This is a genomic window from Chryseobacterium sp. AG844, from assembly GCF_003182335.1.
GTDB lineage: Bacteria > Bacteroidota > Bacteroidia > Flavobacteriales > Weeksellaceae > Chryseobacterium > Chryseobacterium cupriresistens.
Genome location: NZ_QGTV01000010.1, coordinates 82,209 through 96,559, shown reverse-complemented (window position 1 = coordinate 96,559; position 14,351 = coordinate 82,209). Strand labels below are relative to the sequence as shown.

Sequence of the window (14,351 nt, the reverse complement as noted above, 5' to 3'; positions counted from 1 at the left end):
CGGAAAAGAGGTTGAAACTGTCTTATCTTTAAAATTCCAAACTATATCCCATGAAAAAAGACTATTGGATTCTGTTTCTTTTTATCGTTGCAAAGTTTGCCCTTCAATACTCTCTGATAAGCCCTGATTATGAACTTCACCGGGATGAATACCTGCATCTTGATCAGGCGAATCATCTTGCCTGGGGATATCTTTCAGTTCCGCCTGCCAATTCCTGGATAGCCTGGATCATTAAAATGTTGGGGAATTCCATATTTTGGGTTAAATTTTTTCCAGCTCTGTTTGGAGCTTTGACGATTGTCCTTACATGGAAAGTTGTGGAAGAACTCAAGGGAAGCCTGTTTGCTAAAATACTGGCTTCTACAGGAATATTATTTTCAGTACTTCTTCGGGTCAATATGCTGTTCCAGCCGACATCTCTGGAGATCTTTCTCTGGCTTTTCCTTTATTACAGCCTGATCAAATATTTCAATTCCCAAAAAGTAAAATGGCTTTACACAGGAGCCGTCATTGTCGGAATCGGATTATTAAATAAATACAATATTGCCTTTTCATTATTAGGGCTTATTCCTGCCTTATTACTGACGGAGCAAAGGAAGGTTTTTATGCAGCCTCATGTATATTGGGCAGCTCTTTTGGCTTTAATTATTATTTTTCCGAATCTTCTGTGGCAGTATCAGAACCAGTTCCCGGTTGTTTATCATATGAAAGAACTTTCTGAACGGCAGCTTGTACATGTAGACAGAATGGATTTTATGAAATCCCAGATTTTATTTTTTGCCGGAGTTATTTTTGTGATTATTGCTGGCTGGGGAGCATTGCTGTTATACAAACCTTTTGAAAAATACAGGTTTTTCTTTTGGAGCTATGTCATCACGATCACTCTGTTTTTGTTTTTTAAGGCAAAAGATTACTACGCAATCGGACTCTATCCTGTGTATATTGCTTTTGGTGCTGTTTTTCTCGGAAATGTATTTGAAAAGGGCTGGAAAAGATTTTTGAAGCCGGTTAGCATCCTTATTCCAATACTTTTATTCCTGCCTTTGTATAATGTGGCTTTTCCAAATAAAAGTCCTGAATATATCGTATCCCACCAAAGCCAGTATAAAAAATTAGGACTTCTTCGTTGGGAAGATGGAAAAGATCATCCGCTGCCACAGGATTTTGCTGATATGCAGGGTTGGAAAGAGCTGGCTCAAAAAATAGATAAAGAGTATTCCAGATTGTCAAAAACCGGAAATACCATGGTACTATGTGATAATTACGGACAGACCGGAGCTATTAATTATTACTCAAAAGCGGGAGTCGTGGCGGTGTCATTTAATGCAGATTATATCAATTGGATAGATGTAAGCAAAAAATATAAAAATGTGATCAGGGTTAAAGAGGCATCTGAAGCAGGAAAAGAACTTAAAGAATCCGGTTCCTTTTTTGAAATTGCAACATTAAAAGATTCCATTACCAATCCTTACGCGAGAGAAAGAGGAACTGCAATTTTCAGTTTGCAGGGAGCGAAAGTAGATATCAACAAGAGGATTCAGGACGAAATTATCGAAGTTAAAAATGAGTGGAAATAATTTTTAATAAAGTTGTAAATGACGATTTGCAGACAGGATAAAGCTAATAGATAAATATTATTGCAACTTTATTGCGTTAACTGATTTTAGGTTACCTTTGCATTATCAATTATCAATTATCAATTATCAATTATCAACTAAACTATGGAAAACAAAAACTTTGATGTCATCATAACAGGAGGAAGTTATTCAGGATTATCTGCAGCAATGGCTTTGGGAAGATCTTTAAGAAATGTCCTGATTATTGATAACGGAAAACCTTGCAACAGACAAACTCCGCATTCTCATAACTTTGTCACTCACGATGGGAAAACACCATCAGAAATTGCACAGCTAGCCAGAAAAGATGTCGAAAAATACAATACAGTTCATTTTTATAACGGAACTGTAGCGAAAACACAAAAAACGATAGGAGGTTTTGAGGTTGAAATTTCCTCCGGTGAAAAATTTAAGGCTAAAAAACTGATCCTTGCTTCAGGCGTAAAAGATACAATGCCGGATATTCCCGGGTTTGCAGAATGCTGGGGGATTTCTGTTATACATTGCCCATATTGTCATGGTTATGAAGTGAAAAACGAGGTTACGGGAATTCTTTCCAACGGAGATATGGGCTACGAATTTTCGAAACTGATTTTTAATCTGACTAAAAATCTCACGCTGTTTACGAATGGAAAAGCAGTTTTTACCGAGGAACAGCTTGAAAAACTAAATCAGAATAAAATCATTCTTAACGAAGATGAAATTGCAGGTATAGAACATACGAACGGCTTCATTCAAAGAATTATTTTCAAAAATGGAAAGGAAATTCCTTTACAGGCTTTGTATGCGAAAATTCCTTTTGAGCAAAATATCAATGTTGATGATCTGGGCTGTGAAATAACAGAACAGGGATTTATTAAAGTAGATATGATGCAGAAAACAAGCATTCCCGGAGTTTATGCCTGTGGAGATAATGTAACCATGATGCGCTCCGTAGCCAATGCAGTTGCACAGGGTAATTTTGCAGGAGCCATAGTGAATAAGGAACTGTCAGATGAAGAATTTTAAAGGCTTTTTACTGCAATTAGAACAATCATAATATAGGATTTATTCATAGGTCTTTTCTTTTTTTAGTGTTTAAAAATCATTTTTTCAATAGGGAAATCTCGATGAAAATTCCGTACATTTGGGGTGAAAATTTCAAAAACTAAAAGTAAAATGGATATTATTTTCGACCTGATTGAAAAGGAAAGACAAAGACAAACCCATGGTTTAGAGCTTATTGCATCAGAAAATTTTGTTTCTGAAAATGTAATGAAAGCAATGGGAAGTGTACTGACAAATAAATATGCTGAAGGATATCCCGGAAAAAGATATTACGGAGGATGTGAAGTAGTAGATGAGGTTGAAACTTTAGCGATCAACAGAGCTAAAGAACTTTTCGGAGTTGACTACGTGAATGTTCAGCCACATTCCGGTTCTCAGGCGAATGCAGCCATTTATCTTGCCGTTTTGAAACCAGGTGATAAAATCATGGGGATGGATCTTTCAATGGGAGGGCACCTTACTCACGGTTCTGCAGTGAACTTCTCAGGAATTCAATATAATGTAGTTTCTTACGGAGTTCAGCAGGAAACAGGTCTTATTGATTATGACCAAATGAGAGAAGTAGCGTTGAGAGAAAAACCAAAAATGCTTATCGCAGGTTTCTCAGCGTATTCCAGAGATTTAGATTATGCTAAATTCAGAGAAGTAGCAGACGAAGTTGGGGCTACCCTTTGGGCAGACATCGCTCACCCGGCTGGTTTAGTAGCAAAAGGATTATTAAACTCACCATTCGAACACTGCCATGTTGTAACTACCACTACTCACAAAACGCTGAGAGGGCCAAGAGGAGGTATGATCATGATGGGAAAAGACTTTGAAAATACATACGGTCACAAAACTCCAAAAGGAGAAATCAAAATGATGAGCCAGGTGCTGGACGGAGCCGTATTCCCAGGTATTCAGGGAGGGCCTCTTGAGCATGTGATTGCTGGTAAGGCTGTAGCTTTCGGGGAAGCTTTGGATGTGCAGTTCGAAAATTATGCAAAACAGGTTAAAGCTAATGCTCAGGCATTATCAAAAGCAATGATCGACAGAGGTTTTGATATCGTAAGTGGTGGTACAGATAATCACCTGATGCTGGTAGACCTTAGAAATAAAGGGGTAAACGGTAAAGAAACCGAAAAAGCATTGGTACTTGCTGATATTACATGTAACAAAAATATGGTTCCTTTTGATGATAAGTCACCATTTACAACATCTGGTATCAGATTGGGAACTGCAGCGATTACAACAAGAGGATTGAAAGAAAACGATATGGATACTATTGCAGGATTGATTTCTGAAGTGGTCGACAATATCAAAAATGAAGAGGTTCTTGGATCTGTAAGAAAGAAAGTGAACGAATTAATGGAAGGTAAAGCTCTGTTCAATTACTAACAGACATTCCAATATCATATAAAGAATGAGCGGATTGCTCATTCTTTTTTTATTCAAATGGAAAAGAAATCGTATACCTTCGATGAAATTAAGCAGAAACTGGTTAATTACTGTGTTTACCAGGATCGCTGTCATGCCGAAGTGGAACAGAAGATGAGGGAGTTTTTGCTTATTGATGAAGCGAAAGAAGAAATTATTTTATTTCTTCTGAAAGAAAATTATCTCAACGAAGAAAGGTTTACCCGAAGCTATATCCGGGGGAAATTTTACATCAAACATTGGGGGAAAACCAAAATTAAAATCAATCTGAAACAAAAACAGATTTCTGAGAAGTTGATAAATTCCTGTTTTGATGAAATTGATGATGCTGATTATGAAAAAATAATCAGAAAAATTTATGATAATTATTATACCAAACAAACTGGCTTGAAAGAATATCAAAAAAAAACCAAAACTATAAAACATTTGATGAGTAAAGGTTTTGAATATGAGAAAATAATCGATATTTTTGGCTAAATATTAATAAATTAAAAAAAAACTTGAAGTATGACTTATATAAAAAAAACAATCAGTTCATTGAAAAATATTGATATATAAACATTTAATAATTATTTTAAAGAAAAACAGCTGATATCAGGAATTTATACAGGTAAATATCATCTTCATAAAGAGTTTATATGGTATGATTTTTGTCTCTGGATTTAGCTGTATCGAAATGAAATTGTTAGATTTTATTAATATAACATCAAATTTATTTTTGATTCAACATATTGAAATAAATTTATTTATTTTTGCATGATTGTATCAGAATTATCTTTGATTTGGATAATCAGATATTATACTTAATTAAATATGAACACCAATACAGACAATGTACAATTCTCTTAGAAAAACAATATTTGGAGGGGATAATGTTGTCAATCTCTCAGACGTAAGATATCTTCCTAGATGGATAATTCTTGTAATAGACATTATTATTCTTGTAATATCTTTATTTCTTTCCACTTACATTATCGCAAAGATTACCAAGCAGGAATTTATATATCATGATGATAAAAGCCTGATTTTCGCTTTTATTATCCTTGTGAATGCTGCTTTTATGTATGTCTTCAAGACTTATGCCGGGATTATACGTCACTCCACATTTATAGACTTATTTAAGCTTCTGATATCCTGTTTTTGCACAATGCTGGCTATCGGAACAATAAACATCTGCTATTTCTGGATCACAGGAAGTAAGTTTATCCTTACTCCTTATCTGATGCTTTATTTTGTAATTTCATTTATGGGATTATTTCTTTTCAGACTTTATGTGAAAGAGTTTTTCCATATTGTAAGAGAGTACAGAAGAAGCGCACTGAAAAAAAGAATTCTGGTATTGGGAATTGACGAACAATCTATTGCAATTGCACGCGCTATTCTTGATAATCCGAGTTTGCCTTATCAGGTAGTAGGTTTTTTGACACAAAGAACAGACTCCAAAAGAGCATCTCTGCTAGGAAAGCCAATTTATGAAAAAGAAAAAATAGAAGAAAATACCAAAGAAGATCTTATTATTGACGGCGTTCTTATTGTTAAAGAAATGATGGCCAGAGATGAGATGAATTCATGGGTGAATCTATTTTTAGAGAAAGATCTTAATGTCTTTAAAGCACCATCAGTACAAAAACTGAGAGACAGTGATCTGGGTGGATCTATTAGAAATCTTCAGATTGAAGATTTGTTAAATAGAAAACCTATTAAAATTCAGAACGAAAAAGTTAAAAGCAGACATTTTGATAGAACAGTATTAGTAACCGGTGGAGCAGGATCCATAGGAAGTGAGATCGTAAGACAGGTTGCTCTTTTCAATCCTTCATTGATTGTCGTTTTAGATCAGGCAGAAACACCACTTTATGAAATTGAACTTGAAATGAGAGAAAAGTTCCCTCATATCGCTTTCAAATTTGTCTTAGGAGATGTTTCCAATCATCACAGGATGGAATCTCTTTTCCAGACCTATAATTTCTCAATGGTATATCATGCGGCTGCTTATAAACATGTGCCTTTAGTAGAGGAAAACCCTCATGAAGCGATCTTTGTTAATATATTAGGTTCTAAGATTGTTGCAAAACTATCCAGCAAGTATAAAGTAAACAGGTTCGTAATGGTGTCTACGGATAAAGCTGTAAATCCAACCAACGTAATGGGAGCTTCAAAACGTGCTGCTGAACTTTTTGTACAATCGCTTCAGAATGTGGAAGGAAATGTTACCAAATTTATTACAACAAGATTTGGAAATGTATTAGGATCCAACGGTTCTGTAATTCCTCATTTTAAAAAGCAGATTGAAGCTGGAGGACCTGTAACGATTACCCATCCGGAAATTGTAAGATATTTCATGACGATTCCTGAGGCATGTGAACTGGTACTTCAGGCCGGAACAATGGGAGAAGGAGGTGAGATCTTTGTCTTTGATATGGGTGAGCCTGTAAAAATTATTGATCTTGCGAAAAGAATGATAAAGTTATCAGGATTTGAACCTAATGTAGATATTAAGATCATCTATACAGGATTGAGACCGGGAGAAAAGCTTTATGAAGAACTCCTGAGTGACGATGCAAAAACACTTCCTACTCATAACGACAAAATTATGATTTCTAAAGATCCTTCAATGGGATTTGAAGATATAGACAAGCTTACTAAAGAAATTACCAAGGCTTCCCTGCGAAGGGATAAAGTGGAGGTTGTAAGGATTCTTAAAACAATAGTGCCGGAATTCCGAAGCAATAATTCAATTTATGAGGCTTTGGATAAATAGGAAAAAAATATAAATGTATATTTGCACAATTTAACAAGATAATGAAAGGAAAAATATTAGCATTAGTATTGGTGTCCTCTTTGGTGATTTCCTGCAAAGTGAACCCCAATGCTAAGAATGATTTAAATTATATGCAGAATATAGAACAGGTTGCAATTAACGCATCTGCTAAAAATTCAGCAAACACAATCCAGGTTGGGGATCAGTTGGTTATTCTGATCACAGCAAAAGATATGGATGTTGTAAAACCTTTTAATCAGAATTATTCTTCCTCAGAACTTATCCAGACAAATGCTATGGCCGGCGGAAATACTCCTAATCAAGGAGCGACAATACTGTCAGGACCAACTTATATTGTAGATGCAAATGGAGATATTGATTTTCCTATATTAGGTAAACTGAATACATCGGATAAAAGTCTGACAGCTTTTAAAGACGAACTTAGAGAAAAAATGACGAGATATGTTATTAACCCAACAATTAATATCAGGCTCTCGAATTTTAAAGTTACAGTACTTGGAGAAGTCAGCAGACAGGGAGACTATACTATAGCAAGCGGGCAGGCAACTATTTTAAATGCATTAGGTATGGCTGGTGACCTGACGCAATATGGGAAAAGAGAGGACATATTGGTGATCAGAACAGAAAATGGCGTTGTTTCTCATGGCCGTATTAATATTCGGGATGCCAATCTCATTAATTCTCCTTATTATAACCTGAAGCAAGGGGATGCTATTATTGTTTCTTCAAACAATACCAAAGATGTTTTAGCAAAACAAAACCCCAATACTGGCCTTTATCTGACCGCTATTTCTATTGCGGTTACAGCAGTTGCCGTAGTAGTAAGTTTATTTAATAAGAAATAAAAAATTGATGGATAACCAGCAATCTTCAGAATTTTCAGAAGTAGAAAACAACTCAAGTAGCATTAATATTAGTGAAATTGTAAAGCCATATTTGAGAAAATGGCCTTGGTTTATTATAAGTGCATTTATTGCTTTGGTAATAGGTTATATATCGCTTAAGTTTATGGTACCGATATATAATGTTCAAACTACAGTTTTGATCAAAGATGCTCGAAATTCTTCACCCATCATGGGAAGTGATTTGGGAGTATTACCAGATTTATCGGGTTTAGGAGGTCTGAAAACAAATAGTATTGCCAATGAAATAGAAATTCTGAAGTCTAAAAAAATGATGCGTGAGGTTGTTATCAACCAAAATTTGCAGGTAAATGTTATTGGTAAAGGGAGGGTTACTAAAGTAGAATTATATAAACAAACGAGTCCTATAGACGTTAAGGTTATTGAAGAAAAACACAGTGATAAACCTGCAAGTCCGGTAAAACTTACAATAGATAAAGATAAACTTACACTTACTTCAAAAAGCCTTTCAAAAGAAATTGTTACAACATATGGGAAAACTATAAGTTTACCCTTTGCTAATATAATCATTACAAAGAATAAAGAATTTGCTCCTGGTAATCTTGCAGTTGATATGAAAAATTTAGAGCTGCAGATTTCTACAGTAGATGCCAAAGTAAATAGTTTACAAGGAGGATTAAGTGTAGATTTAGTTAATAAAGAAGCAACTGTACTCAGATTAGGAATTAATTATCCACAAATATTAAAAGCAGAAGACATTCTAAATAATTTAGTTGTAGCCTATAATAATGATGCAATGTCTGATAAGAATTCAGAGTCAAAAAAGACACTAGATTTTATCGAAGACCGAATCAAAAAATTATCTGGAGAGCTTGGACAAGTTGAAGATCAAAAAGAAAGTTTTAAATCAAAGAATAATATTATTGATATAGAAACTGAAGCTAAGATAGGTCTAGAAAGCTCTGCTGCTGCAAGAGCTAAGCAATTGGAAATAGATGCCCAATTGGAGCTGACAAACTCATTGATTAATTATGTTTCAAATCAAGGCCAATATCAGGTTCTTCCGGCTAATGTTGGGTTGAGTAATGTAGAGGCTACAAATGGAATTTCCTCTTATAATCAATTAGTACTGCAAAGAAACAGGTTCTTAGAATCCGCTACATCAGAAAACCCCGCGGTTGTAGATATTACGAAACAAATTAACGCTATGCGTAGTTCTATTATGCAGAGCCTCCAGAAAAACAAAACAGGACTTGAGCTAGCAAGAAGTGAATATTTAGGAGAACAAAATGTAGTTTCCGGAAAGATATCAAAGTTGCCTTCCATTGAGAAAATGTTCAGAAGTATCGAAAGACAACAACAAATTAAAGAAAATCTGTATTTGTTATTGCTTCAGAAAAGAGAAGAAACTGCTATTGCCCAATCAATTAGTGCTCCTAAAGCAAAAATTGTAGATTCAGCTTATTCCTCTGGTGTACCTGTTTCGCCTAAGAGAGAGATGATTTTAGGTGCTTCTTTCTTTTTTGGATTATTAATTCCTTTTGCTTTTATTTATTTTACACAGTTGTTTAATAATAAGGTGGTTACTAAACATGATTTAGAGAAGTTAGTACATGCACCTATTATTGCAGAACTACCAAGTCTTGAAAAAGGAGATTCTGAGATTGTTAAAATGAATGATATTACTCCTATGGCGGAAGCGTTCAGAATTCTTATTACCAATATGAATTTCATGCTCTCAAAAGAGAAAAAAGGAAAAGTAGTATTTGTTACTTCAACGGTAAAAGGAGAAGGGAAAACATTTACATCTGTAAACTTAGCTTTGACATTGGCGAATCCCAAGAAAAAAGCAATTATCATAGGATCTGATATCAGAAACCCGCAGCTTCAGAGATATAATCCTGCCAGAAAAGGACTTGCCGGGCTTACGGAATATCTATACAATGACGAGACTAAACTGGAAGATATTATTCATGTATCATCTTTTAATCCTTACCTGGATGTAATTTATTCAGGAATGATTCCTCCGAACCCAACAGAATTGTTATCTAACGGCCGTTATGAGATCCTTCTAAGGGAATTGAAAGAGAAATATGAATACATTATTCTGGATACAGCACCATTGCTCCTTGTAACAGATACTTTCCTTATTGCTGAGCTTTCTGATGTAACCATTTACGTGTCCAGATCTAAATATACAGAAAAGGCATTATTGGAATTTGCCAACAGTAATATTGATCAGAAAAAAATCAGAAATGTAGGATTTGTTCTTAATGATGTAAGCAGAGAAAATTTAGGATACAGTAACAAATACGGTTATGGCTATAACCAGCATACAGAACAATCTTGGTTTCAAAAAATAAAAAATAAATTTAGTTAATGGCAACAACATATAAAATAGCGGTTATAGGCCAGGGTTATGTAGGTCTTCCCCTATCTCTTGAATTTGCAGATCATTATCCTGTTTTTGGGTTTGATATCAATACACAGCGTGTTGATCAACTTAATAACGGAAAAGATATAACGCTTGAAGCTGATGTTGATAAATTAAATACCGGACTGAAAAAGTATAGAGAATCTAATGGTTCTTTAGGTTATAAAGCAACAAGCCAGTTATCTGATATTGCTGAAGCTAATGTTTTCATTGTAACAGTTCCTACCCCTATTGATAAATACAACGCTCCCGATCTTAATCCACTGATTTCGGCCTCAAAGATGTTAGGAGAAATTATCAAAAAAGGCGATATTGTTATTTATGAATCTACAGTTTTTCCCGGGTGTACAGAAGAAGAATGTGTGCCGGTTCTTGAAAAATATTCAGGACTTAAGTTTAACGAAGACTTTTTTGTAGGTTATTCTCCGGAAAGAATTAATCCCGGAGATAAAGTAAATACGCTTACCAGTGTTAAAAAAGTAACTTCAGGTTCTACAGAAAAGATTGCCGAAGAAGTAGATAATCTATATAAGAAAATCATTACAGCCGGAACTCACAAAGCACCTAGCATTAAAGTTGCAGAAGCCTCAAAAGCTATCGAAAATGCACAGAGAGATGTTAATATTTCTTTTGTTAATGAACTAGCATTAATCTTTGATAGAGTAGGTATCGATACGAATGATGTATTGGAAGCTGCAGGAACAAAATATAATTTCCTTAAATATAAACCAGGATTGGTGGGAGGACACTGTATCTCTGTAGATCCTTATTACCTTGCACACAAAGCAGAACAGCTGGGATATCATCCGGATGTGATCTTATCCGGAAGACGAGTAAACGATTCTATTGCAAAGTTTGTGGCTGCTAAAGTAGTGAAGCTTCTTATTGCAAAAGGTGGAGTGATCAAAAACTCTAATGCTTTGATCTTAGGAGTTACATTTAAAGAAAATTGTCCGGACGTCAGAAATACTAAAGTCGTAGATATCTACAGAGAGCTTGCTGATTACGGAGTAAATGTTGATATTTATGATCCGTGGGCAAGCAAGGAAGAAGTGAAACATGAATATGGAATTGATATTCTGGATGCTCTTCAGGAAGGTAAAAAGTATGATTCTTTAGTGATTGCAGTATCTCATAATGAATTCCTGGAAATGGATCTGGATCTGCTTAAAAAAGAAAATGCTGTGGTTTTTGATACCAAAGCATGTTTAGACAGAAATCTGGTTGATGCAAGATTATAAAAGATCATGAGCTATGATATCATAATCATTGGGGCAGGTCTGGTAGGATTGGCTACAGCTTACCAGACTAAGCTGAAAAATCCTGATTCTAAGATTCTCATTTTGGAGAAAGAAAATGATGTGGCATTGCACCAATCGGGACATAACAGTGGCGTAATCCATAGCGGGATTTATTATAAACCGGGAAGCCTTAAAGCTAAAAACTGTATCGAAGGGTATAATTCCGTTATTAACTTTGCTGAGAAATACGGCATACGATATGATCTTTGCGGAAAAATAATTGTAGCTACTTCACAGGAAGAATTACCCCTTTTAGATAATATATATAAAAGAGGAGTTGAAAACGGACTTCAGGATTTAAAATATCTTTCCAGAGAAGAATTTCGCGAAATTGAACCCCACTGTGAAGGCGTAAAAGCAATTAAAGTTCCACAAACCGGAATTATCGACTATCCTGGAATCGCAAAAAAAATAAAAGAACTTTTTGAACAAGCAGGAGGTGAAGTAAGATTTAATAATGAAGTAAAAAACATTATTGATAAAGGATCTGAAATTATTGTCAGCACTAATATTTCCGAGTTTAAGACCAAAAAACTTATTTCCTGTGCAGGATTATATTCTGATAAGATAACCAAAATGACCAACGAAAAAAACGATGTGGTCATTATTCCTTTCAGAGGAGAATATTATAAGATCAAGGATGAAAAAAAATACCTGGTAAAACATCTTATTTATCCGGTACCTGACCCCAGTTTTCCGTTTCTCGGTGTTCACTTTACCAGAATGATTGACGGTAATATTGAAGCCGGCCCTAATGCTGTTCTGGCCTTCAAAAAAGAAGGATACCATTTTTTCGATTTCAATTTCAATGAAACCATGCAAACCATGCTATGGCCGGGATTTAGAAAAATTGTAGCAAAATATGGTAAAACGGGAATAGGAGAAATGCACCGTTCACTTTCCAAATCTGCATTTACAAAAGCACTTCAGAAACTTCTACCGGAAATACAGGAAAATGATCTTATTGCTGGAGGTTCTGGAGTAAGAGCCCAGGCTTGTGACAGAAACGGAGGATTGATTGATGATTTTGACATTGTGAAAAACGGAAACATTATTCACGTCCGAAATGCGCCCTCTCCGGCAGCCACTTCCTGCCTTTCTATAGGAAATAAAATAAGTGAGCTGATCATGAATTAAAAAAAATGCACATATGCGTGCACTCAAAAAACTAAAAATATGAAAATTCAAATGGTTGACCTTAAAGGTCAATACCTGAAAATAAAAGAAGAGGTAGATTTTAGTATTCAGGAATGTATTGATAGTACCGCATTTATTAATGGTCCTGCTGTAAAAGAATTTCAACAGGATTTTGAAAAATATCTGGGAGTAAAACATGTGATTCCATGTGCTAACGGAACAGATGCTCTTCAGATTGCCATGATGGCCCTTAATCTGAAGCCAGATGATGAAATAATCTGCCCTGCTTTCACTTACGTAGCGACTGCAGAAGTTATTGGTCTTTTAGGATTAAAACCTGTAATGGTAGATGTAAATGAAGATACTTTTGATATACAGCTGGAAGATCTTGAAAAATATCTTACCCCTAATACCAAAGCGATTGTTCCCGTTCATTTATATGGCCAAAGTGCTGATATGGAACAAATTCTTAAATTTGCAGAAAAACACAACCTTTTTGTTATAGAAGATAATGCTCAGGCAATAGGTTCTGATTATACGTTTTCAGATGGAACCGTAAAAAAAACGGGAACTATCGGACATATCGGATGTACTTCATTTTTCCCATCAAAAAATCTTGGATGTTATGGCGATGGAGGTGCATTGATGACGAATGATGATGAACTGGCTTTCAAAATCAGAATGATTGCCAATCATGGTCAAGAAAAGAAATATTATCATAAAGTTTTAGGCTGTAATTCAAGATTGGATACCATTCAGGCTGCAGTATTGAAAGTTAAGCTTAAACATTTGGATGAGTATTCAGCTTCCAGAAACAGAATGGCGGATTATTATGATGCCAATCTTGCTGGTATATCAGAAATTCAAACTCCTAAAAGAGCTGCGAATTCTACCCATGTATTTCATCAGTATACCCTTAGAGTGAAAAATGGAAAAAGAGATGGATTACAAAAATATCTGGCAGAAAAGAATATTCCAAGTATGATATATTATCCTTTGCCTCTTTACAAACAGGAAGCTTTTCTTCAATATGTGAAAGAAGGTTTTAGTCTTCCGGTTACAGAGAAACTTTGCAAAGAAGTAATCTCTCTTCCTGTACATACAGAATTTGATCAGGAAGTACTGGATATTATTATTACAGAAATTAAGAATTATTTTAATTAATATAAAGCAGATATGTCGGATTTTTTTGCACACGAAACAGCCATTATCGACGAAGGGTGTCAAATAGGAAACGGAACCAAAATTTGGCATTTTTCACACCTTATGACTGGTTGCATTTTGGGCGAAAAATGTAATATTGGCCAGAACGTTGTCATTTCACCCAAAGTCGTTTTGGGAAAGAATGTAAAAGTTCAGAACAATGTTTCCATCTATGAAGGAGTAACATGTGATGATGACGTTTTCTTAGGTCCTTCAATGGTTTTTACCAATGTGATAAATCCCAGAAGTGCAGTAAACAGAAAAAATGAATATCTGAAGACTCATGTTGGAAAAGGGGCTTCTATCGGAGCTAATGCAACTATAGTGTGCGGTCACAATATAGGGCAGTACGCTTTTATCGGTGCCGGAGCTGTGGTTACAAAAGAAGTTCCGGATTATGCATTGGTAGTGGGAAACCCTGCCAGACAAATGGGTTGGATGAGTGAATTCGGGCAAAGACTTCAATTTGATGCAGAAAATATTGCCGTTTGTGAAGAAAGTGGAGAAAAATACAAATTAGAAAATAATAAAGTTTCAAAAATTTAGAAACAT

11 protein-coding genes are annotated in these 14,351 nt (G+C 35.1%); all 11 read left to right on the top strand.

The genetic code is table 11. The features are described 5' to 3' along the window. Window positions 1-50 precede the first annotated feature (50 nt). The 11 genes from DEU40_RS11925 (at window position 51) to DEU40_RS11875 (ending at window position 14,345) form a co-directional block, all read left to right on the top strand. Window positions 51-1,577 (top strand): glycosyltransferase family 39 protein, encoded by a 1,527-nt coding sequence (locus tag DEU40_RS11925; RefSeq protein ID WP_110010038.1) that lies wholly within the window; start codon window positions 51-53, stop codon window positions 1,575-1,577. 144 nt (window positions 1,578-1,721) lie between these two features. Beyond that, window positions 1,722-2,624 carry an NAD(P)/FAD-dependent oxidoreductase gene (locus DEU40_RS11920; protein ID WP_110010037.1) on the top strand — a complete coding sequence of 301 codons (903 nt, stop codon included), beginning with the start codon at window positions 1,722-1,724 and terminating at the stop codon, window positions 2,622-2,624. A 150-nt stretch (window positions 2,625-2,774) separates the two neighbouring features. Beyond that, window positions 2,775-4,040: a serine hydroxymethyltransferase gene (glyA, locus tag DEU40_RS11915; protein ID WP_110010036.1), complete on the top strand. Its 1,266-nt coding sequence runs from the start codon at window positions 2,775-2,777 to the stop codon at window positions 4,038-4,040. 57 nt (window positions 4,041-4,097) lie between these two features. After that, window positions 4,098-4,556, top strand: a complete 459-nt coding sequence (locus tag DEU40_RS11910; RefSeq protein WP_110010035.1) for a regulatory protein RecX — start codon at window positions 4,098-4,100, stop codon at window positions 4,554-4,556. A 355-nt stretch (window positions 4,557-4,911) separates the two neighbouring features. Beyond that, window positions 4,912-6,840 carry a polysaccharide biosynthesis protein gene (locus DEU40_RS11905; RefSeq protein WP_110010034.1) on the top strand — a complete coding sequence of 643 codons (1,929 nt, stop codon included), beginning with the start codon at window positions 4,912-4,914 and terminating at the stop codon, window positions 6,838-6,840. Window positions 6,841-6,881: 41 nt separating this feature from the next. Then, window positions 6,882-7,706 (top strand): polysaccharide biosynthesis/export family protein, encoded by an 825-nt coding sequence (locus DEU40_RS11900; RefSeq protein ID WP_110010033.1) that lies wholly within the window; start codon window positions 6,882-6,884, stop codon window positions 7,704-7,706. 7 nt (window positions 7,707-7,713) lie between these two features. Next, the gene (locus DEU40_RS11895) at window positions 7,714-10,104 is read left to right on the top strand and encodes a GumC family protein (RefSeq protein ID WP_110010032.1); all 2,391 of its coding nucleotides are present in this window, start codon (window positions 7,714-7,716) and stop codon (window positions 10,102-10,104) included. Next, window positions 10,104-11,399 carry a nucleotide sugar dehydrogenase gene (locus tag DEU40_RS11890; RefSeq protein ID WP_110010031.1) on the top strand — a complete coding sequence of 432 codons (1,296 nt, stop codon included), beginning with the start codon at window positions 10,104-10,106 and terminating at the stop codon, window positions 11,397-11,399. The genes DEU40_RS11895 and DEU40_RS11890 overlap by 1 nt, the downstream gene beginning before the upstream one ends. Window positions 11,400-11,405: 6 nt before the next feature. Further along, window positions 11,406-12,596 (top strand): L-2-hydroxyglutarate oxidase, encoded by a 1,191-nt coding sequence (lhgO, locus tag DEU40_RS11885; RefSeq protein ID WP_110010030.1) that lies wholly within the window; start codon window positions 11,406-11,408, stop codon window positions 12,594-12,596. A gap of 39 nt (window positions 12,597-12,635) precedes the next feature. Further along, window positions 12,636-13,760, top strand: a complete 1,125-nt coding sequence (locus DEU40_RS11880) for a DegT/DnrJ/EryC1/StrS family aminotransferase (RefSeq protein WP_110010029.1) — start codon at window positions 12,636-12,638, stop codon at window positions 13,758-13,760. 12 nt (window positions 13,761-13,772) lie between these two features. Continuing rightward, entirely contained in the window at window positions 13,773-14,345 is a 573-nt protein-coding gene (locus tag DEU40_RS11875) for an acyltransferase (RefSeq protein WP_110010028.1), read from the top strand. Window positions 14,346-14,351: the final 6 nt, after the last annotated feature.